Source organism: Pseudacidovorax intermedius, assembly GCF_001476815.1.
Lineage (GTDB): Bacteria > Pseudomonadota > Gammaproteobacteria > Burkholderiales > Burkholderiaceae_C > Xenophilus > Xenophilus intermedius_A.
In genome coordinates this window covers 1-24,069 of sequence record NZ_LDSL01000075.1, presented here as the reverse complement: position 1 = coordinate 24,069, position 24,069 = coordinate 1, and the positions used below count along the sequence as shown (strand labels likewise).

The following is a 24,069-nucleotide window of genomic DNA, read 5'->3' as shown; positions in this document are numbered from 1 at the left end:
GGACGGCGGCGGCGATGCCCGCCGCGGCGGCGATCCGGCCGCGGCCGCGCCGCGCAGCCGGCCCGTCGCCGGCAACAGCGGCCGCTCGCTGGACCTGTACGTGTAATCGGCGAAGAAGCCGGTTTTCCCTGCCCTGTTCGAAGACTCGGGCGGGACGGCTGCACCAATAATTCCCCACGGGCGCCCCTGCCGGGCGCTGCAACCCGAGGGGAATGATCCGTGTCCGCCAACCCTGCTGCTGCTGCCGCCGAAGGCGCTGCCAAGCCCAAGAGCAATCTCATCAAGATCATCGCGCTGGTCGTGCTGGTGCTGGTGCTGATGGGCGCCGCCATCGGTGGCACCTGGTTCTTCATGAAGAAGAACGCGGCCCCGGCCGGCAAGGGTGGCGGCGAACATGCCTCCGCCAGCAGCCACGACGGCGACGACGAGGACGAGGACGCGCCGGCCGAAGGCAAGCGCCCCCCGCCGGTCTACCTGCCGCTGGACAACATGGTCGTCAACCTGACCGACGGCGACCGCTTCGCCCAGCTCGGCGTGACGCTGGAGCTGGCCGACGAGAAGACGGTGGAGCAGGTCAAGCTGCGCCTGCCCGCCGTGCGCACCAGCATCCTGGTGCTGACCTCGCAGCGCAGCGCCGAGGAACTGCTGCGCCGCGACGGCAAGGACAAGCTGGCGCAGGACATCGCCGTCGAGGTCTCGCGCGTGCTCGGCATGCGCAGCCCGCGCCCGCTGCGCACCGACGAGGGCGAGAAGCGCGCCCTCATCCAGCGCTACCGCGGCCCCATCCGGGCCGTGATGTTCGCCAGCTTCATCGTGCAGTGACGGGCGCGGCCACCGCCCCGAGGTGAACCCATGAGCGACCAGGACCCTTCCGCGGACACCCCGCCCGAGCGCGCGCCCGACGACGGCGCGCTGCCCTCGAGCCTGGACCTGCTGCCCAGCGACCGGCGCGTGCGCCAGCCGCTGCCGATGCTGGACGTGATCAACGAACGCTTCGTGCGCCACCTGGGCCAGGGGCTGTTCAACCTGGCGCGCCGTTCGGCCACGCTGGGCGCGGCCAGCGTGCAGGTGCGCCGCTGGGAAGAGGTCATGGCCGACTACACCGGCGAGACCGCGCTGCCCGCCTGCTTCGCCGTCCTGGGCCTGCAGCCGCTGCGCGGCAATGCGCTGGTCGCCTGCGACAGCGGTTTCGTCTCGGCCCTGGTCGATGCGCTCTACGGCGGCGGCGGCACGGTCAACACGCCCATCGAGCGCGATTTCTCGCCCACCGAGCAGCGCGTGATCCAGCGTGCGATGACCATCCTGGGCCAGGAATACGGCCGCGCCTGGAAGGACGTCTATCCGCTCACGCCCACCTTCGTGCGCCACGAGCGCCTGGCGGCCTTCACCGGCGTCGCCACGCCGCAGGACGCGCTGGTGGTCACCACGCTGTCCGTGGCCATGGGCACCTACGAAGGCCAGCTGCGGCTGTGCGTCCCCTATTCGTCGCTGGAGCCCATCCGCGACGTGCTCTATGGCCCGCAGCAGGCCACCGCGCTGGCGGAAGACCGCCGCTGGGTGGGCCAGCTGGCGCGCGAGATCCAGGCCGCCGAGGTCACGCTGGTGGCCGAGCTGGCCCAGGCCGAACTCAGCGTGGCCGACCTGCTGGCCATGAAGCCCGGCGACTTCATCCACCTCGACCGCCAGCCCATGGTGCTGGCCACCATCGAGGGCGCCCCCGTCTTCGCCTGCCGCTACGGCACGCACAACGACCGCTATGCGCTGCGCATCGAGCAGCACCTCGGCAGCCAAGGAGCTTTCCATGAGCAATGACACCTCTTCCTCTTCCGCCGCCTGGGCCGAACCGCTGGAGGCCGGCGAGCCCGGCGCCGGTGCCAATGCCGCGCCCGAGGCGGCGGCCATGGCGCAGGACATCCAGCGCGTGCTGGACATCCCGGTGCAGCTGTCGGTGGAACTGGGCCGCAAGAAGGTGCCGATCAAGCAGGTGCTGCAGATGGGGCAGGGCACCATCGTCGAGCTGGACACGCTGGCCGGCGAGCCGATGGACGTGCTCGTCAACGGCTACCTGGTGGCGCAGGGCGAGGTGGTGGTGGTCAACAACCGCTTCGGCATCCGCCTGACCGACGTGGTCACGCCCTCGGAGCGGCTGCGCCGCGTGCACCGCGCCTGAGGCGGGGTGCTGCCTGCCCGCCTGACCCGAATCCCGAAACGCCACGGACGGCCGCCGCGTGACCCAGAGCCTGCTCACCATCGCCTTGTTCATCGCGCTGATCGCGTCGCTGCCCTTCGTGCTGCGCCGCATCCGCGCCCGCCAGTTGCTGGCGCCCGGCGCGGCCGATGCCGCCTCGCGCGTGGTGTCGGCCGTGGCCGTCGGGCCGCAGCAGCGCGTCGTCACCGTCGAGGTCGGCCCGGCCCATGCGCGGACCTGGCTGGTGCTGGGCGTGACGGCGCAGGCCGTCAACTGCCTGCACACGCTGCCGGCGGCCACGGCCTCTTCGCTGCAGGAGCCCATCGATGCGTAAGTGGACCGCCGGGCTGGGCCTCGGCCTGGCCCTCGCGCTGCCGGTGCTCGCGCAGGAGGCGCCGCCCGCCGGCCAGCTGCCGCTGCTCATCGGCCAGGGGCCGGGCGGCACCAGCTACTCGGTGCCCATCCAGACGCTGCTGTTCTTCACGGCGCTGAGCTTCCTGCCGGCCATCGTGCTGATGATGACCGGCTTCACCCGCATCGTGATCGTGCTGTCGCTGATGCGCCAGGCGCTGGGCACGCAGGCGGCGCCGCCCAACCAGGTGGTGATCGGCCTGTCGCTCTTCCTCACGCTCTTCGTCATGGGCCCGACGCTGGACAAGGTCTATGCCGAGGCCTACGAGCCCTACAGCCGCAACGCCATCGCCATCGACGAGGCGCTGTCCCGCGCCGAGCAGCCGATGCGCCAGTTCATGCTCAAGCAGACGCGCCAGTCGGACTTCGCGCTCTTCGCCCGGCTGGCCAAGCTGCCCACCGACGTCACCGCCGAGACCGCACCGATGCGCGTGCTCATCCCGGCCTTCGCCACCAGCGAGCTGAAGTCGGCCTTCCAGATCGGCTTCATGATCTTCATCCCCTTCCTGGTGATCGACATCGTGGTGTCCAGCGTGCTGATGTCGCTGGGCATGATGATGCTGTCGCCGGTGCTGGTGGCGCTGCCCTTCAAGCTCATGCTGTTCGTGCTGGCGGACGGCTGGAACCTGCTGCTCGGCTCCCTGGCCGCCAGCTTCGTCACCTGAACAGAACGAGGAACGACCCATGAACGCCCAGATGGTGCTCACCACCGGCCAGGACGCCCTGCTGATGCTGCTGATGGTGTCGGCGCCGGTGCTGCTCACGGTGCTGGCCGTCGGCCTGCTGGTGAGCATCTTCCAGGCCGTCACCCAGATCAGCGAGGCCACGCTCGCCTTCGTGCCCAAGCTGGTGGCGGCCGTGGCGGTGTTCGCCATCGCCGGGCCGTGGATGCTGACCATGCTGGTGGACTACATCCGCCGCATCATCGAATCGATCCCTGGCGTCGTTTCCTGATCGCACCGATGAGCCGATGAGCGCGCGGGTGCTGCCGGCCGGCCTGCCCGCGCGCACGCGACGACCATGCTGACCTTCACCGAAGCCCAGCTCACCGCCTGGCTGGTGCCCATCCTTTGGCCCTTCCTGCGGGTGCTGGGCCTGTTCACGACCGCGCCGGTGTTCTCCTCGCGGGCCATTCCCGTGCGGGCGCGCCTGGGCCTGGCCTTCATGGTGGCGCTGTCGGCGCAGGCCGTGCTGCCCGCGGTGCCGCTCATCGCGGTGGACAGCCCGCTGGCCCTGGGCGCCGTGGCGCAGCAGGTGGGCATCGGCATGGCCATCGGCTTCGCGGCGCGGCTGATCCTGGCCGCCATCGAACTGGCGGGCGAACTCGTCGGCCTGCAGATGGGCCTGAACTACGCCAGCTTCTTCGATCCCATCAGCAATGCGCAGGCCAGTGCCGTGTCGCGCTTCTTCGGCACGCTGGCCACGCTGCTGTTCGTGGTCATCAACGGCCACGTCGCGGTGCTGATGGCGGTGATCAAGAGCTTCGAGGTCTTTCCCATCGGCGGCGGGCTGATGGACGCGCTGATGCGCGTGCGGGTGCACGAACTGGGGGCCGAGCTTTTTTCGAGCGCGCTGTGGATCGCCATGCCCATGATCGGGCTGCTGCTCTTCGTGAATCTGATGCTGGGCATCATCTCGCGCGTGGCGCCGCAGATGAACATCTACGCGATCGGCTTCCCGGTCACGCTGACGGCCGGCATGGCGGCCATTGCCTGGGTGCTGCCCATGCTGGAATCGCCCCTGGTGGCCCTCATCGACCGCATGCTCGCGGGCTTCGTCGGCGGCCGCTGAGGCGCCGGGCCCCGCATGGCGCGAGGCGAGCGAAAGGGTGGGGGAGAAGAAAGAAGAAGGTGACGAGCCTTACCCCCGGCACTGGCTACGCAGTTAGGGCTGCTTGGTTCCCCACCTGACCCGGTTGGCCGCTTGACCATGCGGGGAGGCCCGTCGAGGTCGATCATAACCCACGCCTGCATGCCACCGCGGCATGGACGGCCATCGGCGGGCTGCGGGGCGCCTCTTAGAATCGAGCGGATGTCCTATCTCGTGCTCGCCCGCAAATACCGTCCTCGCAATTTCGGCGAGATGGTGGGCCAGGAGCATGTGGTGCAGGCGCTGTCGAATGCGCTCACGCAGCAGCGGCTGCACCATGCCTACCTCTTCACCGGCACGCGCGGCGTGGGCAAGACCACCGTCTCGCGCATCCTCGCCAAGTCGCTCAATTGCCAGGGGCCGGACGGGCAGGGCGGCATCACCGCCACGCCCTGCGGCGTGTGCCAGGCCTGCACCGACATCGATGCCGGCCGCTTCGTCGACTACACCGAGCTGGACGCGGCCTCCAACCGCGGCGTGGACGAGGTCCAAGGTCTGCTGGAGCAGGCCGTCTACAAGCCGGTGCAGGGCCGCTTCAAGGTCTTCATGATCGATGAAGTGCACATGCTCACGAACACCGCGTTCAACGCGATGCTCAAGACGCTGGAAGAGCCGCCCGAGTACCTCAAGTTCGTGCTGGCCACCACCGATCCGCAGAAGGTGCCGGTCACCGTGCTCAGCCGCTGCCTGCAGTTCAACCTGCGGCCGATGGCGCCCGAGACGGTGCTGGAGCACCTGACGCATGTGCTGGGCACCGAGCAGGTGGCGGCCGAGCCGGGCGCGCTGCGGCTGCTGTCGCGCGCGGCGCGCGGCTCCATGCGCGATGCGCTGTCGCTCACCGACCAGGCCATCGCCTACGGCAACGGCAGCCTGGCCGAAGCCGGCGTGCGCCAGATGCTGGGCAGCGCCGACCGCGGCCATGTGCATGCGCTGGTGGACGCGCTGGCGCGCGGCGACGGCGCCACCGTCGTCGGCACCGTCGAGGCGATGCGCGTCGCCGGCCTGGCCGCCGCGTCCACGCTGGAAGAGATGACCGCCGTGCTGCAGGCCATGGCCGTGCTGCAGGCCGTGCCCGCGCGTGCGGCGGCCGTGGATGCCGCCGATCCCGACGCGGCCGAGGTCGCGCGCCTGGCCGCCACCATGCCGGCGGACGAGACCCAACTGCTCTACAGCATCTGCCTGCACGGCCGCGCCGAACTGGGCCTGGCGCCGGACGAATACGCGGGGCTCACCATGGTGCTGCTTCGGCTGCTGGCCTTCAAGCCTGCGGGCGAGGCTGAAAAAAAAAGTCCGCTGAACGCTGAGGCGCGACCGGTCGCGGCGGCGGCGGTCGCTTCGATGGCGCCCGTGGCCGCGCCTGTACCGGCTGTGGCCTCACCAACGCCACCGGCACCGGCAACCGCCGTCCGGGCCAGTGCGCCCGGCGAGCCACCCGCCCTGGACCCTTCGCCGACAGCGACCGCGCCGGCCGGGCCTTTCGCGGCCCGGACTGCTCAAGATGCGCCAACTGCGACGACGGCGTCGACGCGCGGGGTCGCCGAAGCCGCTGCCGCTGGCACGACGCCAACGCGTCCATCCGCCGCGCGCAATGACGCCGCGCCGCCCGACGCCGCCCATCCCGTGCAGCGCCTTCCCGTGGTCGACATGCCCGCGCGCAGCGCCGCGCCGCCGGTCCGTGCGGCAGCGCCCGCAATGGCCGATGCGGACACGCCCGTCGTCGCCGTTCCGTTGCGCGTGCAGCCGCCGCCCGGTGCGCGCGAGGCGCCGCGCGAATCGGCCGCCGACCGCATCCGGCCCAGCGAGGAAGGCGACTTCTGGCACCAGACGGTGATGGGCCTGGTCGCGGCCGAAGTCATCAATGCCCTGGCGCGCGAACTGGCGCTGCAGTCGCAGCTGGTGGCCCGCGACGTCGACCAGTGGCTGCTGCGCGTGGAGCGCGAGACCCTCAACCAGGGCAGCAGCCGCGAGCGGCTGCAAAATGCGCTGGCCGGCGCCGGCCATGCCGTGCGCCTGGCCATCGAGGTCGGCGCCGTGGTGGACAGCCCGGCGCTGCGCAACAAGGCCGCCGCCGAGGCCCGCCAGCGTGCCGCCGAGCAGGCCATCATGGGCGATCCCGACGTGCAGGCGCTGATGCGCCAGTGGGATGCCCGCATCGTGCCCGGCACGCTCAAGCCGGCCTGACGCGCCGCTGCACACTTCTTTTTCTCTTTCCCTTTCCAGACCTCACAAGGAACCGCCCCATGTTCAACAAAGGACAACTCGCCGGCCTGATGAAGCAGGCGCAGGCCATGCAGGACAACCTCAAGAAGGCCCAGGAGGAGCTGGCCCACATCGAGGTCGAAGGCGAATCCGGCGCCGGCCTGGTCAAGGTCGTCATGACCTGCAAGCACGACGTCAAGCGCGTCACCATCGACCCCAGCCTGCTGGCCGACGACAAGGACATGCTGGAAGACCTGGTGGCTGCCGCCTTCAACGCCGCCGTGCGCAAGGCCGAAGAGACCAGCGAGCAGAAGATGGGCAAGATCGCCAGCGGCATGCCGGGCCTGCCGGCCGGCATGAAGTTCCCGTTCTGAGCGCCGGGAACGCCGCCGCACGATGTCCGACGCCCATTCGCTCGACACCCTGATCGAGGCGCTGCGGCGCCTGCCGGGCGTGGGCGCCAAGTCGGCCTCGCGCATGGCCTTCCACCTGCTGCAGCACGACCGCAACGGCGCCCAGGTGCTGTCCCGCGCGCTGCAGGACGCGGTGCTGCAGGTGCACCACTGCACGCGCTGCAACACCTTCACCGAGGCCGAGCTGTGCGAGGTCTGCCGCGACCCGCAGCGCGATGCCACCAAGCTCGCCGTGGTGGAGACGCCGGCCGACCAGGCGGCCCTGGAGCGCACCGGCGCCTTCCGCGGCTACTACTTCGTGCTGATGGGCCGGCTGAGCCCGCTGGACGGCGTGGGACCGCGCGACATCGGCCTGCACCAGCTCGTGGCCCGCGCCACCGACGGGCAGGTGGCCGAGGTGATCGTCGCCACCAACTTCACGGCCGAGGGCGAGGCGACGGCGCACGTCATCGCCGAGGCGCTGCGCAGCCGCGGCCTGACCGTCACCCGCCTCGCGCGCGGCGTGCCGGCCGGCAGCGAACTCGAATACGTGGACCTGGGCACCATCGCGCATGCGCTGGTGGACCGGCGCTGAACCCCTTCCCCCGAGGACCGATGCCATGAACGCCAGCCATCTCACCGTCGCCTACTGGTGCGTGCTGGTGGCGGCGCTGCTGCCCTACGCCACGGCCTACATCGCCAAGGCCGGCGCCTTCGGCCGCGGCGACAACGAGGCCCCGCGCGACTGGGCCGGCCAGCTGAGCGGCTGGCGCGCCCGGGCCATGGCAGCGCACAGCAACGGCTTCGAGAGCCTGCCTTTCTTCATCGGCGCGGTGGTGATCGCCCACCAGTACGGCGCGGCCCAGGGCCGGCTGGATGCGCTGGCGGTGGCCTATGTGCTGCTGCGGCTGATGTTCGTCTCCTTCTACATCCGCGGCCGCGGCACGCTGCGCAGCGCGGCCTTCGCGCTGGCGCTGTTCGTCAACATCGCGATCCTGTTCGTCGGGCGCTGAGCCTGTTCTCGGCTTGCCGGGGCGTGGGCATCGGGCCGGCCCGCAGGCTGCGTGGAAACCCGTGTGGGGATGGTCCGGATGCTGCCGCGGGGCGACGCCTCCTAAGCTCTCGGCACGCCCCCAAGGTCTGCCAGAGAGGAACTGCCACCGCCATGCTCCACCGCCGCGCCTTCTTTGCCGCGGCCGCTGCGGGTGCCGCGTTGGTGGCCGCGTCCGGCGTGCGCACGCAGCCGCGGCCCGAGAAGAGCCGCGTCACCATCGCGGTGGGCGGGAAGGCCGCTTTCTGCCATTTGCCGCTCACGCTGGCGGAGCAGCTTGGCTACTTCCGCGCCGAGGGCGTCGAGGTCGACATCGTGGACCACCCCGGTGCCGTACGGGCCCAGCAGGCCCTGCTCAACGGCCAGGCCGACGTCTGCGCCGGTGCCTTCGCCCACACGCTCGGCTTGCAGGCGGTGGGCCAGCACGTCGCGTGCTTCGTCCTGCAGGGCCGGGCACCGCTGCTGGCCATGGGCGTGTCCACCCGCGGCTTTCCGGCCTACCAGGCGGTGCCCGACCTGCGCGGCCGCCGGGTCGGCGTGTCGGCGCTGGGCGCCTCGTCGCACATGACGGCCGCGTTGGTGGCTGCGCGGGGCGGCCTGCGCCCGCAGGATGTGCAATACATGGCGGTCGGCACCTCGGCCTCGGCCCGTGCGGCCCTGCGCGCGGGCGAGGTGGATGCCATCTGCAACAGCGAGCCGGTGATGACCATGCTGGAGCAGAAGGGCGACATCAAGCTCATCGCCGACTGCCGCACGCTGCGCGGCGCGGCCGAGGTGTTCGGCGGGCCGATGCCGGCCGCCTGCCTGTATGCGCCGGAGGACTTCCTGCGCCGCAACCCGCTCACGGCCCAGGCCCTGGCCAATGCGGTCGTGCGCAGCCTCAAGTGGCTGCAGACGGCCGGGCCAGGCGACATCATCAAGGCCGTGCCCGAAAGCCAGCTCTTGGGCGACCGCGCGCTGTACCTGGCGGCCTTCGACAAGGGGCGCGAGGCGATCGCGCTGGACGGCATGGTGCCGGCCGAGGGGGTGCGCACCGCGATGGCCGCGATGGCCGCCTTCGAGCCGGCCTTCAAGACCGACCGGCTGGAGCCGGACCGGCTCTACACCAACGACTTCGCCCGGCGGGCGAAGGAGCGGTACAAGGTGTGAGCCAGCCGCCCGCAGGGCGTGCTACGCGGGGGCGCCGCGCCGCTGCAGCAGCGCGGGCGGCGCCGGCTGCCTGTCAGGCGGCTGCCGGGCGGTGCATGGCCGCATTCCGGCCTGGGCGTGTCGGGCCGTGCCCGAAAGACGCCGAGCGCCTCAGCGCTTCTTCTTGGACGTCGAGCCGCCGCGCGGCTTCGTCGACACGGCCTTCTTGGACGCGGCCTCGGTGCCGCGCGCGGCCGCCGCCGGGGCGCGGGTCGATACCGGCGTGACCATCGCGCGCGGCACGCCGCCACCGCGCTTGGCCGTCACCACCGCATGCTTGGCGCCGCTGCCCGCACGTTCGGCCAGGGCCGCGCGCACCGGCAGGTAGACCACCACCTGCGCACCGCGCTTGAAGCGGTGGCTGGCGGCCACGTCGTTCCACTGCGCCACGCGCGCGGGACTGAGCTTGTAGCGGTTGGCGATGCTGGTCACGCTGTCGCTGCGGCCGGCCTTCACCACGGTGCGGCGGGTGACGATCTCGGGCTCGAAGCTCAGGTGGCCGGTCTCGGCCACCACGGCGGCCACGTCTTCCTTGACGCGGGCCGTGCGCGGCACGATCAGCGTGGAGCCCGACTTGATGAGCATGCGCGGCGGGATGTTGTTCATCGCCCGCAGGTCGGCCTCGCTCATGCCGGCGCGCTGGGCGGCGTCGGCCACGGTCATGGTGGAGGGCACCGTCCACGCGGTCCAGCTGGCGTACTGGCCCTGGCTGTAGGCCTCGAAGTTGCGCTTGAAGACGGCGGCGTTGTCCCAGGGCAGCAGCAGGGGCGTGCCGCTGGCGGCCAGCAGCACCGGCTTGTGGGCCGCGGGGTTGAGGGCGCGGAAGTCCTCGATGCGCACGTCGGCCAGCTTGGCGGCCAGTTCCACGTCCAGGTCGCGCGGCAGCGCCACCGTCTGGAAGTAGGGGTGGTTGGCGATGAAGGGCAGGTCGACGGCGAACTGCTGCGGATTGGCCACGATGTTCTTCACGGCCTGCAGCTTGGGGACGTAGTAGCGCGTCTCGTCCGGCATCTTGAGGTCGGTGTAGCCGGTGGGCAGGCCCGCCTTCTGGTTGCGCGCGATGGCGCGGCTCACGTTGCCCTCGCCCCAGTTGTAAGCGGCCAGCGCGAGCTGCCAGTCGCCGAACATGGTGTAGAGCCGCTGCAGGTAGTCGAGGGCCGCGCGGGTGGAGGCGACCACGTCGCGGCGGTCGTCGCGGAACAGGTTCTGCTTGAGGTCGTAGTCGTTGCCGGTGGCGGGCATGAACTGCCACATGCCGGCCGCGCGCGCGCTGGACACGGCCTGCGGATTGAAGGCGCTCTCGATGTAGGGCAGCAGCGCCAGCTCGGTGGGCATGCCGCGGCGCTCCAGCTCCTCGACGATGTGGAAGATGTACTTGCTGGAGCGCTCCGTCATGCGCTGGATGTAGTCCGGCCGCGTGGCGTACCACTGCTCGCGGTCGCGCACCAGGTCGCTGTCCAGGTCGGGCATCTTGAAGCCGCGGCGGATGCGGTCCCACATGTCGGCGGGCGGCGCCAGGGTGACCACGCTGTGGTCGGTCCAGCCCTCGGTGCCGGGCACTATGGGCGTGAGGCGGCCGGTGGGATAGACCGGCGCAGCCTTGGCGGACGAGTAGGTGGGGGAGGAGCCGGAAGCGCCCGCGGCCGCAGCCTGGATGGCCCGGGAGTCGCGCGGTGCGCTGGTGTTGGCGCAGCCCGCCACGAACAGCGAGGCGGCCACCATGACCGCGGCAAGAAGTCTCTTCATCGGAAGTCGTTTTTCCATTGGCGCAGCGCGGCGAAGACGGCGACCTCGTCGTTCGCCGGCACGTCGGGCGCATGGGCCCGCACGGCGGCGACGACGGTGTCTTCGCGCGAGCGCAGAAAGGGATTGATGCGGCGTTCGGTCGCCAGCCGGGCCGGCAGCGTGGGCCGGCCCTCGGCGCGCAACGCCTGGCAGTGGCGCTCGTGGTCGATCAGCGCGGCATTGCCGGGCTCCACGGCCAGCGCGAAGCGCAGGTTGGACAGGGTGTACTCGTGCGCGCAGCACACCTGCGTGTCGTCGGGCAGGGCGGCCAGCGCATCGAGCGAGGCCAGCATCTGCGCCGGGGTGCCCTCGAACAGGCGGCCGCAGCCACCCGAGAAGAGGGTGTCGCCGCAAAAGAGCAGCGGCTGGGAAAGGGGGGCCGGCGGCTCGCGCAGCACGTAGGCGATGTGGCCGGCCGTGTGGCCCGGCACGTCGATCACGTCGAAGCGCAGGCCGAGCGCGTCGGCATGCTGGCCGCCGCGCAGGGCTTCGTAGGGTTCGGGGATGGTTTCGGTGGCCGGGCCGAAGACGCGGGCACCGGTCGCCTCGCGCAGCGCGGCGACGCCGCCCGTGTGATCGCCGTGATGGTGTGTGACTAGAATCGCCGCCAGTTCAAGCCCGGGCTCCCGGGCCAAGGCGTCGAACACCGGTCCGGCGTCGCCTGGATCCACCACGGCGACCTGCCCGCCAATCTGGAGCATCCAGACGTAGTTGTCGGCGAAAGCAGGCAACGGAACGAGGGTCATGACCGATCAGATTATAAAGTTGGGCGATTGGTTGAAGACCCCGCCCGGCCTGCTGCTGCAGGCCTGGGAAGAGGAACAATTCGATGAAACCGTGGCCGACATCTTCGGCTACCACGCATTGCAGCTGGGTTGCGGCCCCATCGACGCGCTGCGCACCAACCGCATGCCGCATCGCTGGCATGCCCGCTCGCCGGACGAGCCGGCCGGCCCGGCCATTGCGTTCGCGACCGATTTCGCGGCCTTGCCTTTCGGCGCCAACAGCCTGGACCTCGTGGCGCTGCCCCACACCCTCGAACTTGCCGCCGATCCGCATGCGACGCTGCGCGAGGTGGAGCGGGTGCTGGTGCCGGAAGGCCGCGTGATCGTCTGCGGACTGAACCCGGCGAGCCTCTGGGGCCTGCGCCAGCGCCGGGCCCGACTGTACCGGCATCTGGGCGGCGGCGAGCTTTATTTGCCCGGGCCGAGCGAACTGATCAACTACTGGCGGCTGCGCGACTGGCTGCGCCTGCTGGGCTTCGAGGTCGAGTCGAGCCGTTTCGGCCTGTACCGCCCGGCGGTGCGCAGCGAGGCCTGGCTGCAGCGTTGCCGCTGGATGGACGAGCTGGGCGAGCGCTGGTGGCCGATCTTCGGCGCGGCGTATTTCGTCGTCGCGGTCAAGCGGGTGCGCGGCATGCGCCTGCTGCCGGCCGACTGGAAACGCCGCCCCGCGATGGCCGCGGCGCCGAGGCCGGTCGCCGGCCGCATCTCCCGCACTGGAAAGAAAAGCAATCCTTGAACGAAGTCACGATCTACACCGACGGCGCCTGCAAGGGCAACCCCGGACCGGGCGGCTGGGGCGCCTGGCTCAAGTCGGGCACCTACGAGAAAGAACTGTTCGGCGGCGAGCTGGACACGACCAACAACCGCATGGAGCTGACGGCGGTCATCGAGGCACTGGCCGCGCTCAAGCGGCCCTGCCGGGTAGTGCTGTTCCTGGACAGCCAGTACGTGCGCCAGGGCATCACGTCCTGGATCCGCGGCTGGAAGGCCAAGGGCTGGCGCACCTCCACCGGGCAGCCGGTGAAGAACGTCGAGCTGTGGAAGCGGCTGGACCAGCTGGTGGCCGACGGCGGCCACCAGATCGAATGGCGCTGGGTGAAGGGCCATTCCGGCGACGAGGGCAACGAGAAGGCCGACGCGCTGGCCAACCGGGGCGTGCTGCACGCGCAGGGGCGGGCCTGACTCCCACGGCGGGCGGCCGTGTCCCGTGCGGCAGCCCGTCATTGCTTCCTTGCAGTGTTTCGACCAAGACGGCCGCGTGCGCTGCGGGCGGCGGGCAATGGCTGACTAAGTCAGCGCATCGAGCAGCAGCACATCCACTTCGTCGCCGGCCTGCACGCCGCCTTGGGCATGCGGCAGCACGACGAGGGCATTGGCGCCGACCATGGCGCTGAGCACGGCCGAGCTCTGGTTGGCGGCAACGTCCACCTCGGGCAGTCCGCCTGCGACGGGCCGAAGCACGGCGCGCTGGTATTCCGTGCGGCCGGGCCGCTTGCGCAGGGCCTGGCGGGTGCGCGCACGCACCGGCGGCGGCAGAGTCGCGACGTCGGCGCGGCAGCCGGCCAGCCGCAACAGCGCTTCGCGCGCGAAGACGAGGAAGCTGACCATGGCCGCGACCGGATTGCCCGGCAGGCCGAGGAAAAGCGCGGGCGCCTGCCCGTGGCGGTGCAGCAGGCCGGCAGCAAAGGGCCGCCCGGGGCGCATCGCCACATGCCAGAAGCCGAGCTCGCCGGTCTGCGCCAGGGCGGCGCGGGTGTGGTCGGCCTCGCCGACGCTGACGCCGCCGGTGCTGATCACCACATCGGCCTGCGCGGCGGCCGCGGTGAAGCGTTCGGCCAGGGCCTGTGGCTGGTCGGGCGCCGCGCCTGGATCGACCCACTCGCAGCCCAGCTGGCGCACCAGCGCGGCCAGCATGGCGCCGTTGCTGTCGTAGATGGCGCCGGCCCGCAGCGCCTGCCCGGGCTGCAGCAGTTCGTCGCCGGTGGACACCACGGCCACGCGCAGGCGCTGGTGGACGGCGACCTGGGTCTGGCCCAGGCTGGCGAGCAGCCCGAGCGCGGCCGCGCCCAGTCGTTCACCGCGGGCCAGGGCCAGGCCACCGGCGCACAGGTCGTCGCCGGCCCGGCGGCGGTTGGCGCCGATGGCGACGGCGTCGCGAGCGAAGCGCAGCGCGGCACCGTCGGTTTCGCACAGCTCCTGCGGCACCACCGTGTCGGCACCGGCGGGCATCACCGCGCCGGTCATGATGCGCACGGCCTGGCCGGCCGCCAGCGTGCCTGCCCATGGCGCGCCGGCGAGCGCGCGGCCAATGATCTGCAGTGCCATGGCACCGTCGCCATGACGCAGCGCGCCGCCGTCGAAGGCATAGCCGTCCATCGCCGCGTTGTCGTGCGGCGGGACCGAGAACGGGGAGTGCACGTCCTGCGCCAGCACGCGGCCGAGGGCCTGGCCGAGCTCGACGTGCGCCACGGGCAGGCCGGGGCCGCAGCGGGCGACCAGGGCTTCGATGCGATGGCGGACCTCGTCCACCGGCAGGTCGGCGATGGCGGGGGAAGGTTCGGGGGAGGGCGATGAGGTCATGGCGCAGGCACCCGCCGCTGGCGGGGTGCCGAGTATCGACGGCCCAGCGAGCCCGTCGCGCGCTTGGCCCGGTGCGCCGGAGGGATGCACCAGCGGGGCGCGTGACCGGGCGGCGCGGTGCTGGCACCGGCTGGCCGCGTCCCGTCAGGCGGACGAATCCAGGTTCGCCAGTTCTTCCAGTGTGTTGACGTTGGCGAAGGCGGCCGCGTCCTCCGGCCGGTCGAAGGGCACCAGCAGCACGCCCTGCTGGCGCGCCCAGCCCATCACACGCCTTTCGCCGGCCGCCAGCCAGGCGTCGAGCGACGGCCGCAGACTCGTGCGCGCCAGGCAGAAGACGGGCTGCGGTCGAAGCGCGCCGGGATGGTCCGGATCGGCAATGACGGGCACCGCCAGCGTGGCGCCGGCCGCCTGCGTCGCCTGCATCAGCCGCGCGCCGAGGTCGAGCGGAAAGGCGGGCACGTCGCAGGGCACGGTGAGCAGCCAGTCGCCGTCCGTGCGCACCATGGCCGCCAGCAGCCCGGCGAGCGGGCCAGCGAAGTCGGCCCGGCCATCCGTCACCACCGGCACGCCGAACTCGGCATAGCGCGCCAGGTGGCGGTTGGCGCTGACCACGCACTGCGCGACCTGGGGCCGCAGCCGCGCCAGCGCATTCAGGGCCAGCGGCCGGCCGCGGTACGGCTGCAGCCCCTTGTCCAGCCCGCCCATGCGGCGGCCCATGCCGCCGGCGAGCACGGCGCCGGTGATCGGGGGCGTCGGGGTGGCGGCGCTCATCCGCCGATGTAGCTCATCTCCACCCGGCGGGCGCCGGGCGTGGCGGCGGCATCGGCCGGCTGCAGGGCGCGCAGTTCGGAGTACCGGTCGCCGCGGCGGCGCCAGATGCCCCGGATGGCACCCGCCAGTTGCGCGTCGGAGCCGCCGTCGCGCAGCAGCGCCTTGAGGTCGTGCCCCTGGCTGGCGAAAAGGCAGAGGTAGACCTTGCCCTCGGTCGACAGGCGCAGCCGGCTGCAGTCGCTGCAGAAGGCGCGGGTGACGCTGCTGATGACGCCGATCTCGCCGCTGCCGTCGGCATAGGCCCAGCGTTGCGCCGTCTCGCCAGGGCTGTCGGCGTCCAGCGGCCGCAGCGGGAATTCGGCGCCGATGCGCGCCACCACCTCGGCAGAGGGCAGCACTTCGTCCATGCGCCAGCCGTTGGTGGCGCCCACGTCCATGTACTCGATGAAGCGCAGCACCACGCCGCCGCCGTGTGCCTGGCGGAAGTGGCGGGCCATGGGCAGGATCTCCTGCTCGTTGGTGCCGCGCTTGACGACCATGTTGACCTTGATCGGGCCCAGGCCCGCCTCGTGCGCCGCATCGATGCCCGCCAGCACGTCGGCGACCGGGAAGTCCATGTCGTTCATGCGGCGGAAGACGGCATCGTCCAGCGCATCCAGGCTCACCGTCACGCGCTGCAGTCCGGCGGCCTTGAGGGCGCGTGCCTTGCGCGCCAGCAGCGAGCCGTTGGTGGTCAGCGTGAGGTCCAGCGGCGCGCCCTCGGGCGTGCGCAGCGCCGCCAGTTGCTCGACCAGGTGCTCGATGTTCTTGCGCAGCAGCGGCTCGCCGCCGGTGAGGCGGATCTTGCGCACGCCCTGGGCGGCGAAGATGCGTGCCAGCCGCGTGATCTCCTCGAAGCTCAGCAGCGCCGAGTGCGGCAGGTAGGCATGGTCCTTGTCGAACACCTCTTTCGGCATGCAGTAGCTGCAGCGGAAATTGCAGCGGTCCGTCACGCTGATGCGCAGGTCGGTCAGGGGCCGGCCCAGGCGGTCGAGCAGCGGGCCGTCGAGCGGGACGTGGCCGTTCTCCTGCACCAGGGGCAGCGGCGCTCCCCGGCGCGCATCGACGAGGGGAATCACGCGAGAGGCCATGAAGGAATGGGCATGAGCCGGCAGGGCGCCGGCGGTTTGGGTGGGGCGGGGCAGGCAGTTTATCGGTGCGGCATCGACCGGCGCGGCCGAAGGGTTGCGGTCCGAGGGTCAACCCTCGTGCTCACCGGGTTGATGAGAATTACTATCATCTGAGCCGCCCGACTACGCACCGCGCACCCCGTGAGGCACGCAAAGGGCTCTTTGGTCTTTCAAGGAGCACCGCATGCAGCTTTCATCCTTTCCGCCGCCGGGCGGCGCGCCGCGCACGGCGTCGACCCTGGGCCACTGGGCCTTCCTCACCCGGCGCGCCCTCGACGCTGGCCGCGCCGGCCGACTCGAGATCGCACTGGCCGGCCACGTGCAGGCCCTGTGGCTGGCCGAGGCGCTGGTCGGGAGCGCCGCCGGCCTGGCGCGCGAGCCCGACGACCGCCTGGCCGCGCTGGTCGTCTCGCACCACAACCTCGCCGACCTCTACCGGCTGCGCGGGCCCGCCAGCCAGGCCCTGCTGCATCTGTGCGAACCCCATCGCCTGCTGCTCGCCCTGGCCGGCCGCGACGACCAGCCGCCTGCCGTGCGCGTCGCCGCCCGCCGGCACCTGCGCGAGACCCACTCGGCCCTGCTGCAGTGGCAACGTCGCCATGGCGCCGAGGTAACCGTCGAGGCCTTGCTGCGGGCGCCGGCGCCGCTGCACGGGCCGCAGGCGGCGCACGACCTCCACTGATCCCTGTCTCGCGCCGGACCGGCCGCAAGGCCGGCGCGCGCCCGCCATCGCCTTCCCCTTCCAGGAGCCACCATGCCTCACACCCTTCCGGCAATGCCCTACGCCTACGACGCGCTGGCGCCGCACATCGACGCGCAGACGATGGAGATCCATCACCTGCGCCACCACCAGACCTATGTGAACGGGCTGAACACGGCCGTGCAGGGCACGGCCTTCGCGGACTTGCCGGTCGAGCAGTTGATCGCCACGCTCGACCGCCTGCCCGAAGCGCTGCGTCTGCCGGTGCGCAACCATGGCGGCGGCCATGCCAACCACAGCCTCTTCTGGACCGTCATGGCGCCGCCGGCGTCCGGTGGCGGTGGCGGGCCGCAGGGCGAACTGGCCCGGGCCATCGACAGCGACCTGGGCGGCTTCGATGCCTTCAAGACGGCCTTCACCCAGGCGGCGCTGACCCACTTCGGCAGCGGCTGGGCCTGGCTGGTGCTTGGACGCAGCGGCCGGCTGGCGGTGGAGAGCACCGCCAACCAGGACAGCCCGTGCATGCCCGGCATTGGCTCCGGCGGCACGCCGATCCTGGGCCTGGACGTCTGGGAGCACGCGTATTACCTCCGGTACCAGAACCGGCGTCCGGACTACATCGCCGCATTTTTCGAGGTGATTCACTGGCACGAAGTCGAGCGTCGCTTCGCGGCCGCCCGCGCCTGACCCTTCACCCCGCCCGCCCAGAGAAGGACGACCATGAACGATCCCGACACCGCGCCCTGGCCCGTCGACCCGCCGCGCCCGCGGACCCTGCGCCAATGGGTGGGACTGGCGATCATCGGACTCGGCGGCCTGGTGCTGTTCGGGCAGTTCTGGTCGCTGGTGCGCGACAGTGATGTCGTCGGGCAGGCGCTGGTCGGCGGATCGGTCGCGGCACTCGCGACCGCGCTCGGCACCTTGCCCGTGCTTTTCTCGCAGCGCCTGTCGGACCGGGTCCAGGACACGCTGTTCGGCTTCGGCGCCGGCGTGATGCTGGCCGCCTGCGCTTTCTCGCTCATCCTCCCCGGGCTGGAGGTGGCGAAGGAGCAGGCGCTTTTCGGCGGAGGACGCTGGTCGGCGGGCGGCGTGATCGGCGTGGCCATCCTGCTGGGGGCGGCCGCGTTGATGGCCATGGAAAAACTGCTGCCGCACGAACACTTCATCAAGGGCCGCGAAGGCCGCGACACCGATGCCGCGCGCACGCTGCGCCGCACCTGGCTCTTCGTCATCGCCATCGCCCTGCACAACCTGCCCGAAGGCCTGGCCATCGGCGTGGGCTATGCGGGCAACGACGGGCTGCGCGCCAATGCGCTGGCCACGGGCATCGCCATCCAGGACGTGCCGGAGGGCCTGGTGGTGGCCGTGGCCCTGCTGGCCGCGGGTTATCGCCGCACGGTCGCCGTGGGGCTGGGCATGGCCTCAGGCCTGGTGGAGCCCGTCGGTGCGGTCCTTGGCGCCGCGGTGATCGAGCATTCCGCGCTGCTGCTGCCCTGGGGCCTGGGCTTCGCCGCCGGCGCGATGCTGTTCGTCATCAGCCACGAGATCATCCCCGAGTCGCACCGCAAGGGGCACGAGGCCTTCGCCACCGGCGGGCTGATGGTGGGCTTCGTGCTCATGATGCTGCTCGACACGGCGCTCGGCTGAGCCGCACACGCGGGCCGAGACGCGCGTGTTCAGCCGTGGCGGATGGCCACGGTCTTGAGCGTCGTGAAGCCGTAGAGCGCCTCGAAGCCCTTCTCGCGGCCGTAGCCGGAGGACTTCACGCCGCCGAAGGGCAGTTCCACGCCGCCGCCCGCGCCGTAGTTGTTGATGAACACCTGGCCGCTGCGCAGCCGCTTGGCCATGCGGAACTGGCGCGCGCCATCCCGCGTCCACACGCCTGCCACCAGGCCGAACTCGGTGGCATTGGCCAGGCGCACCGCCTCGTCCTCACCGTCGAAGCGCATCGCGGCCAGCACCGGGCCGAAGACCTCTTCCTGCGCGATGCGGTGGTCCACCGGCACGTCGCGCAGCAGCGTCGGCGCCTGGTAGAAGCCCGATTCGGGCGCCTCGTCCACCACCTGGCCCTGGGCCACCATCGGGATGCCGGCGGCCTGCGCATCGGAGAGGAAATCCCACACGCGCTGCTGCTGGGTCTGGCGGATCAGCGGGCCCAGGTCCAGGTCCATGGCGGCGGGGCCGACGCGCAGTTTCTCGAAGGCGGCGCCCAGCCGGTCCAGCAGGGATTCGTAGATGCTGCCATCGATCAGCACGCGCGAGCCGGCCGAGCAGGTCTGGCCGGAGTTCTGCACGATGGCGTTGATCAGCACCGGAATGGCGGCGTCCAGGTCGGCATCGGCGAACACGATCTGCGGGCTCTTGCCGCCGAGTTCCAGCGTCACCGGGCAGTGGCGTTCGGCCGCCACCTGCTGGATGAGCGTGCCCACCTTCGGGCTGCCGGTGAAGCTAATGTGGTCGATGCCCGGATGGCGCGCCAGTGCGTCGCCCACTTCGTGGCCGTAGCCGGTGACGATGTTGATCGCGCCGGCGGGAAAGCCGACTTCCGCTGCCAGTTGCGCCACGCGGATCAGCGACAGGCAGGCATCCTCGGCCGGCTTGACCACGCAGCAGTTGCCCGCGGCGAGCGCGCCGCCCACGCTGCGGCCGAAGATCTGCATCGGGTAGTTCCACGGGATCACGTGGCCCGTCACGCCATGCGGCTCGCGCCAGGTCATGACGCTGTAGCCGTCGAGGTAGGGAATGGTCTCGCCGTGGAACTTGTCGCAGGCGCCTGCATAGAACTCGAAATAGCGGGCCAGCGCCAGCGCATCGGCACGCGCCTGTTTGGTCGGCTTGCCGCAATCGCGTTGCTCCAGCGCCGTCAGTTCGTCGGCATGCTCGGCGACCTTCTGCGACAGCCGATAGAGCAGGCGGCCGCGATCGGCGGCCGAGAGCTTGGCCCAGGGGCCCTCGAAGCAGGCCCGCGCAGCCTGCACGGCGGCGTCGATGTCGCGCGCGTCGCTGCGCTGGAGCTCGTCGAAGGCCTGGCCGTCGGAGGGGTCCAGGACGGGGATGACACGGCCGCTGGCAGAGGCGGCGTTTTCGTTGGCGATGAAATTCAGCTGCATGCCCCCATTGTGGAGGAGCGGCATTGGCCGCGTCTGCGCCGATAATGTCCCCCGTCAAACCGGGCAATCCGAAATCATCGAAAATCACGACATGCCGTGCATGTACTCCCAACTTTTACCAGCCGTCCGCGGTGTGTTCGTTCAACAGGGAGGCGCTGATGGCCAGCTCTGATGTCAAGACCACGATGGACGAGGCGGGGCTGCGCTACAAGTCCAAGACCCCCGGCTCTCCCTTCAAGGCCTCGTCCTCCTTCAGCGGCGCCACTATGTCGTGCTTCCTGTGCGGCAAGCACCGCCCGCGTTCCCTGATGCAGACCAAGCGCGTGCTGGGCAAGGCCCAGCCGGTCTGTGCGCCCTCGTGCAAGGAACTCGAGGCCACCCTCAAGGGCGGCGGCTGATTTTCTGCTGACTCGAAAGGGCGCGGCTTGCCGCGCCCTTTTTTGTGGTGGCGCGCCTCCGTTCGTCCGAAGGCCGTTCGCCCCTCAGGCCCCTACGGGCACATAGCTGTCGCGGTGCTCTTGCAGCCACCGTTCGGCCAGGCTGCCGTCCTGCTCGGAGGGATGGAAACCGGCCGCGAAGTAGGCGCGCCATGCCCCGACACAACTGGTCAGCAGGCCATCCCGGCTGAACAGGGTCTGCCAGGCTTGACGCCATGTGGACCATTTCCACAGCTGGCGCTCGTGTCGCAGGTTGGCCAGCGTCTGGCGCAGCAGGTCACCGAGGAAGAGCGTCGTCACGCGCCGCATCCAGCGCCGCCGCCATTTCTCCGAGCCACCCACGGCACGGTAGAGGTCGAAGGCGGTGCACTTGTGCTCCGATTCCTCGGCGGCATGCCACATCCACATCGTGCGAAGCCGCGGCTCCGCACCCGCCAGCGTCTGCGGGTGCCGCAGCAACCAGTCCGCGAAGATGGCCGTGAAATGCTCGGTGGCCGCAGTGATCGCGAGGGCGTGGCGCGGGTCCTGGCCATCCAGCAGCTTCATGCGCTTGGCCACGCGGGGCGTCCAGTGGTCCTGCAGGCCCTGGCGTTCCAGGTGGCCGTTGAACAGGGCATGGATGCGGCGGTGGGTCGCCTCCTGGCCGATGAAGCCGCGCACTTCGGCCTGCCAGTGCGGCTGCTGATCAGGCGGCAACAGGGGCAGGGCGCCGCGCACGGCGTCGATGAAGAACTGCTCCCCGAACGGGAAGCTCATGGACAGGGCGTTGAAGAACGCGGTCTGAAAGGCGTTGCCGGCACACCAGTTGCGGGCAAACGGGGCATTCAGGTCGATCAACAGGCGGCGGATCACCAGCTGGCTCATGGGCCCTCCTTGGTACGGTGCAGTACCAATATCTTCGCGCAAGCCGGTGGTACGAGCAAGTACCAGTTCTGCCGGGGACGTAAGGCTTTGTACGATGGCGGCTGGCCGGCACGCGCGCGGCCATGATCGCTCCGCCATGACCGCCACCGCTGCTCAAGACCCCGTCCGTGCCGAGACCGGCCACCGCGACCGCCTGCTCGAAGGCATGGCTCGCGCGGTCGCCGAGCGGGGCTATGCCCAGACGTCGATTGCCGACATCGTGCGCGAGGCAGCGGTGTCGCGCCGGACTTTCTATGAGCATTTCGCCAGCAAGACCGAATGCTTTCTGGCGCTGTACGAGGCGGCCAGCGCGGTGGCCCTGCGCGTGCTGACGGAGGCCGTCGATCCATCGCGGCCCTGGCCGGCCCAGGTCGAGGGTGCCGTGAGCGCGTACCTCGACTGCCTGGCGGCGGACCCCGTGCTGCTTCGGACCCTGGCCGTCGAGATCCTCGGCCTGGGCCTCGAGGGCCTGGCCGTGCGGCGGCGGGTGCACCATGCGATCGCCGACTTCATCTGCGCTGCCGTCCCGGACGCGCAGGGCCGGCCGCTGGACCGCCAGATGGCGATGACGGTGGTGGGCGGCATCCACGAACTCGTGCTGCTGGCGGTGGAAGAGGGCCGCGAAGCCGACCTGCACGCGCTGGTCGCGCCCGCCACCCGCCTCGTGCATGCCGTGGCACAGCGCTGAGCCGCGGCGCACCGTCAGGCCGGCGTAGCCCGGCTGGCTAAACTCGGGGTTTGTCCCGACCTTGCGGCACCGCCTGCGCAGCGCCGCCATTCCAACCAAAGACAAGGCCACCATGTCCTTCGACAAAGTCCCCGCCGGCCCCAAGGCCCCCGAAGAATTCAATGTCGTCATCGAGATCCCGATGAACGCCGACCCGATCAAGTACGAAGTTGACAAGGAATCCGGCGCCATCTTCGTGGACCGTTTCATGACCACGGCCATGTACTACCCGACCAACTACGGCTACGTGCCGCAGACGCTATCGGGCGACGGCGATCCGGTCGACGTGCTGGTGGTCACGCCCTATCCGCTGATGCCGGGCGTGGTGGTCAAGTGCCGCGCCCTGGGCATCCTGAAGATGGAAGACGAGGCCGGCGTCGACGGCAAGGTGCTGGCCGTGCCCACCGACAAGATCCTGCCCATCTACAGCCACTGGAAGACGGTGGAGGACGTGAACCAGATGCGCCTGAAGGCCATCAGCCACTTCTTCGAGCACTACAAGGACCTCGAAGCCGGCAAGTGGGTCAAGGTGCTGGGCTGGGAAGGCATCGAGGCCGCCCACAAGGAAATCACCGACGGCATCGCCGCGTTCAAGAAGTAAGAACGAAAGCACTCCGGCGCCGTCGCGGCGCAGCGAGCGGCCCGCCCCGGCGGGCTTTTTTTCGCCTGGCGCGGGCGGGCCGGCGCCTAGTCGTGGAAGGGGCTGCGGCCGTGCAGGTCCGCCATGTAGGCCTGAACACCCGCGTCCTCGCGCGCCAGGAAGCGTTCGACGGCATCGGCAAAACCGGGGTGCGCCAGCCAGTGGGCGCTGTGGGTCTTGACCGGCATCAGCGCGCGGGCCATCTTGTGCTCGCCCTGGGCGCCGCCCTCGAAGCGGCGCACGCCGTGGGTGATGCACCAGTCGATGGGCTGGTAGTAGCAGGCCTCGAAATGCAGGCAATCCACCCGGGCCAGGGCGCCCCAGTAGCGGCCGTAGGCCACCTCGGCCCCGTCGGCATCGGCGCCGAGCGCGATCAGGCTGGCGGCGATGGGCTCGCCGGCCGCTTCGGCGATGAACAGCAGCCAAGCCTCGGGCAGCGTGCGGGCCATGTGCTGGAAGAAGGCGGGCGTCAGGTAGGGCGGGTTGCCGTGCTCGCGGTAGGTTCGCGCGTAGCAGCGGTAGAAGAAGGCCCAGTCCGCCTCGGTGATGTCGGTGCCCCGGGCCCAGCGGAAACGCACACCGGCCTCGGCCACCTTGCGGCGCTCCTGGCGGATCTTCTTGCGCTTTTCCTGATTCAGGGCGGCGAGGAAGGCATCGAAGTCGCGGTAGGGCGCGCCTGGCGCGTCGGCCGCAGGCGGCGCCGCGTTCTCCCAGTGGAACTGCACGGTGTGCCGCAGCATGAGGCCGGCGGCCTCGCAGGCGGCGATGTCCTCGTCGCTGCCGAAGAGCAGGTGCAGCGAGGAGAGCCCGTTGTCGGCCGCCCAGCCCACCAGCGCCTGCACCAGGGCGCCGCGCGCCTCCGGGTCCACGGCCATCAGACGGCTGCCCGGCACCGGCGTGAAGGGGACCGCCACCACGGCCTTGGGGTAGTACGCCATGCCGTGCTGTTCGTAGGCATTGGCCCACGCCCAGTCGAAGACGTACTCGCCGTAGGAATGCGACTTGAGGTACAGGGGACAGGCCGCCACCAGCGCACCATCCCGGCGCAGCAGGGCGAACGCCGGGCCCCAGCCCGTCTGAGCCGTGGCGCTGCCGCTGCTATGCAGTGCCGCGAGGTACTCATGGCGCATGAAGGGACTGGGCGCCGGCTGGCGCGCCAGCCGG

The 24,069-nt window shown here is 70.9% G+C and carries 28 protein-coding genes and 1 other RNA gene; 20 read left to right on the top strand and 9 right to left on the bottom strand.

Features of this window, described 5'->3' with window-relative positions:
• Window positions 1-219 precede the first annotated feature (219 nt).
• From NS331_RS13205 to fliR, 7 genes are all read left to right on the top strand, one after another.
• On the top strand, window positions 220-822 hold the full coding sequence (locus NS331_RS13205) for a flagellar basal body-associated FliL family protein (RefSeq protein ID WP_058642448.1): 603 nt from the start codon (window positions 220-222) through the stop codon (window positions 820-822).
• A 30-nt stretch (window positions 823-852) separates the two neighbouring features.
• A complete protein-coding gene (gene fliM / locus NS331_RS13200) occupies window positions 853-1,812 on the top strand; it encodes a flagellar motor switch protein FliM (RefSeq protein WP_058642447.1) in 960 nt (319 codons plus the stop codon).
• Window positions 1,802-2,170 carry a flagellar motor switch protein FliN gene (gene fliN, locus NS331_RS13195; protein WP_058642446.1) on the top strand — a complete coding sequence of 123 codons (369 nt, stop codon included), beginning with the start codon at window positions 1,802-1,804 and terminating at the stop codon, window positions 2,168-2,170. Before fliM ends, fliN begins: the two co-directional genes overlap by 11 nt.
• Window positions 2,171-2,228: 58 nt before the next feature.
• Entirely contained in the window at window positions 2,229-2,522 is a 294-nt protein-coding gene (locus NS331_RS13190) for a FliO/MopB family protein (protein ID WP_058642445.1), read from the top strand.
• Complete coding sequence (gene fliP, locus NS331_RS13185; RefSeq protein WP_058642444.1) at window positions 2,515-3,264, top strand: flagellar type III secretion system pore protein FliP; 750 nt, start codon at window positions 2,515-2,517, stop codon at window positions 3,262-3,264. The genes NS331_RS13190 and fliP overlap by 8 nt, the downstream gene beginning before the upstream one ends.
• A 19-nt stretch (window positions 3,265-3,283) precedes the next feature.
• On the top strand, window positions 3,284-3,553 hold the full coding sequence (gene fliQ, locus NS331_RS13180) for a flagellar biosynthesis protein FliQ (RefSeq protein ID WP_058642443.1): 270 nt from the start codon (window positions 3,284-3,286) through the stop codon (window positions 3,551-3,553).
• A 66-nt stretch (window positions 3,554-3,619) separates the two neighbouring features.
• Window positions 3,620-4,390 (top strand): flagellar biosynthetic protein FliR, encoded by a 771-nt coding sequence (gene fliR / locus NS331_RS13175; RefSeq protein WP_058642442.1) that lies wholly within the window; start codon window positions 3,620-3,622, stop codon window positions 4,388-4,390.
• A 58-nt stretch (window positions 4,391-4,448) separates the two neighbouring features.
• Here the strand turns inward: fliR and ffs are convergent.
• An RNA gene (gene ffs, locus NS331_RS25530) (signal recognition particle sRNA small type) lies at window positions 4,449-4,545 on the bottom strand.
• 85 nt (window positions 4,546-4,630) lie between these two features.
• Here ffs and dnaX point away from each other — a divergent pair.
• From dnaX to NS331_RS13150, 5 genes are all read left to right on the top strand, one after another.
• The gene (gene dnaX / locus NS331_RS13170; protein WP_058642441.1) at window positions 4,631-6,649 is read left to right on the top strand and encodes a DNA polymerase III subunit gamma/tau; all 2,019 of its coding nucleotides are present in this window, start codon (window positions 4,631-4,633) and stop codon (window positions 6,647-6,649) included.
• A gap of 59 nt (window positions 6,650-6,708) precedes the next feature.
• Entirely contained in the window at window positions 6,709-7,041 is a 333-nt protein-coding gene (locus NS331_RS13165) for a YbaB/EbfC family nucleoid-associated protein (protein ID WP_058642440.1), read from the top strand.
• Window positions 7,042-7,063: 22 nt separating this feature from the next.
• Complete coding sequence (gene recR, locus NS331_RS13160) at window positions 7,064-7,654, top strand: recombination mediator RecR (protein WP_058642439.1); 591 nt, start codon at window positions 7,064-7,066, stop codon at window positions 7,652-7,654.
• Between the two features lie 25 nt (window positions 7,655-7,679).
• Window positions 7,680-8,072, top strand: coding sequence for an MAPEG family protein (locus NS331_RS13155; protein ID WP_058642438.1), 393 nt, complete (start codon window positions 7,680-7,682; stop codon window positions 8,070-8,072).
• Between the two features lie 152 nt (window positions 8,073-8,224).
• Window positions 8,225-9,259, top strand: coding sequence for an ABC transporter substrate-binding protein (locus tag NS331_RS13150; protein ID WP_058642437.1), 1,035 nt, complete (start codon window positions 8,225-8,227; stop codon window positions 9,257-9,259).
• Between the two features lie 150 nt (window positions 9,260-9,409).
• Here NS331_RS13150 and NS331_RS13145 read toward each other — a convergent pair whose 3' ends face one another.
• Together NS331_RS13145 and gloB are read right to left on the bottom strand one after the other, a co-directional pair.
• Window positions 9,410-11,044, bottom strand: coding sequence for a transglycosylase SLT domain-containing protein (locus NS331_RS13145; RefSeq protein ID WP_058642436.1), 1,635 nt, complete (start codon window positions 11,042-11,044; stop codon window positions 9,410-9,412).
• Window positions 11,041-11,829, bottom strand: a complete 789-nt coding sequence (gloB, locus tag NS331_RS13140; protein ID WP_058642435.1) for a hydroxyacylglutathione hydrolase — start codon at window positions 11,827-11,829, stop codon at window positions 11,041-11,043. The genes NS331_RS13145 and gloB overlap by 4 nt, the downstream gene beginning before the upstream one ends.
• On the opposite strand from gloB, the gene NS331_RS13135 reads away from it, so the two are divergent.
• Entirely contained in the window at window positions 11,828-12,604 is a 777-nt protein-coding gene (locus tag NS331_RS13135) for a class I SAM-dependent methyltransferase (protein WP_193758104.1), read from the top strand. The two genes, gloB and NS331_RS13135, sit on opposite strands and share 2 nt — an antisense overlap.
• Window positions 12,601-13,050 carry a ribonuclease HI gene (gene rnhA / locus NS331_RS13130; protein ID WP_058642433.1) on the top strand — a complete coding sequence of 150 codons (450 nt, stop codon included), beginning with the start codon at window positions 12,601-12,603 and terminating at the stop codon, window positions 13,048-13,050. The genes NS331_RS13135 and rnhA overlap by 4 nt, the downstream gene beginning before the upstream one ends.
• Window positions 13,051-13,155: 105 nt before the next feature.
• Here rnhA and moeA read toward each other — a convergent pair whose 3' ends face one another.
• The 3 genes from moeA to moaA all read right to left on the bottom strand — a co-directional run bounded on the left by moeA (window position 13,156) and on the right by moaA (window position 16,349).
• Window positions 13,156-14,448 carry a molybdopterin molybdotransferase MoeA gene (gene moeA, locus NS331_RS13125; protein ID WP_058642432.1) on the bottom strand — a complete coding sequence of 431 codons (1,293 nt, stop codon included), beginning with the start codon at window positions 14,446-14,448 and terminating at the stop codon, window positions 13,156-13,158.
• Between the two features lie 144 nt (window positions 14,449-14,592).
• Entirely contained in the window at window positions 14,593-15,219 is a 627-nt protein-coding gene (mobA, locus tag NS331_RS13120) for a molybdenum cofactor guanylyltransferase MobA (RefSeq protein ID WP_058642431.1), read from the bottom strand.
• Window positions 15,216-16,349 carry a GTP 3',8-cyclase MoaA gene (gene moaA, locus NS331_RS13115; protein WP_058642430.1) on the bottom strand — a complete coding sequence of 378 codons (1,134 nt, stop codon included), beginning with the start codon at window positions 16,347-16,349 and terminating at the stop codon, window positions 15,216-15,218. The genes mobA and moaA overlap by 4 nt, the downstream gene beginning before the upstream one ends.
• Before the next feature lie 223 nt (window positions 16,350-16,572).
• On the opposite strand from moaA, the gene NS331_RS13110 reads away from it, so the two are divergent.
• The 3 genes from NS331_RS13110 (at window position 16,573) to NS331_RS13100 (ending at window position 18,735) form a co-directional block, all read left to right on the top strand.
• A complete protein-coding gene (locus tag NS331_RS13110) occupies window positions 16,573-17,070 on the top strand; it encodes a DUF2753 family protein (protein WP_058642429.1) in 498 nt (165 codons plus the stop codon).
• 72 nt (window positions 17,071-17,142) lie between these two features.
• Window positions 17,143-17,775, top strand: coding sequence for a superoxide dismutase (locus NS331_RS13105; RefSeq protein ID WP_058642428.1), 633 nt, complete (start codon window positions 17,143-17,145; stop codon window positions 17,773-17,775).
• 33 nt (window positions 17,776-17,808) lie between these two features.
• Window positions 17,809-18,735 carry a ZIP family metal transporter gene (locus NS331_RS13100; RefSeq protein WP_058642427.1) on the top strand — a complete coding sequence of 309 codons (927 nt, stop codon included), beginning with the start codon at window positions 17,809-17,811 and terminating at the stop codon, window positions 18,733-18,735.
• Window positions 18,736-18,764: 29 nt separating this feature from the next.
• Here the strand turns inward: NS331_RS13100 and NS331_RS13095 are convergent, their stop codons facing one another.
• Window positions 18,765-20,198 carry an aldehyde dehydrogenase family protein gene (locus NS331_RS13095; RefSeq protein ID WP_058642426.1) on the bottom strand — a complete coding sequence of 478 codons (1,434 nt, stop codon included), beginning with the start codon at window positions 20,196-20,198 and terminating at the stop codon, window positions 18,765-18,767.
• A gap of 158 nt (window positions 20,199-20,356) precedes the next feature.
• On the opposite strand from NS331_RS13095, the gene NS331_RS13090 reads away from it, so the two are divergent.
• A complete protein-coding gene (locus NS331_RS13090) occupies window positions 20,357-20,596 on the top strand; it encodes a hypothetical protein (protein WP_017757288.1) in 240 nt (79 codons plus the stop codon).
• Between the two features lie 84 nt (window positions 20,597-20,680).
• On the opposite strand, the gene NS331_RS13085 is transcribed toward NS331_RS13090, so the two are convergent.
• Window positions 20,681-21,499 (bottom strand): metal-dependent hydrolase, encoded by an 819-nt coding sequence (locus NS331_RS13085; protein WP_058642425.1) that lies wholly within the window; start codon window positions 21,497-21,499, stop codon window positions 20,681-20,683.
• A 136-nt stretch (window positions 21,500-21,635) separates the two neighbouring features.
• Between NS331_RS13085 and NS331_RS13080 the strand changes: the two genes are divergently transcribed.
• Both NS331_RS13080 and ppa read left to right on the top strand, forming a co-directional pair.
• A complete protein-coding gene (locus tag NS331_RS13080) occupies window positions 21,636-22,226 on the top strand; it encodes a TetR/AcrR family transcriptional regulator (RefSeq protein WP_058642424.1) in 591 nt (196 codons plus the stop codon).
• Between the two features lie 112 nt (window positions 22,227-22,338).
• A complete protein-coding gene (gene ppa, locus NS331_RS13075) occupies window positions 22,339-22,866 on the top strand; it encodes an inorganic diphosphatase (protein WP_058642449.1) in 528 nt (175 codons plus the stop codon).
• A gap of 86 nt (window positions 22,867-22,952) precedes the next feature.
• Here ppa and NS331_RS13070 read toward each other — a convergent pair.
• Window positions 22,953-24,069: GNAT family N-acetyltransferase (locus NS331_RS13070; RefSeq protein ID WP_058642423.1), on the bottom strand; the 1,117-nt coding region annotated here is incomplete at its 5' end.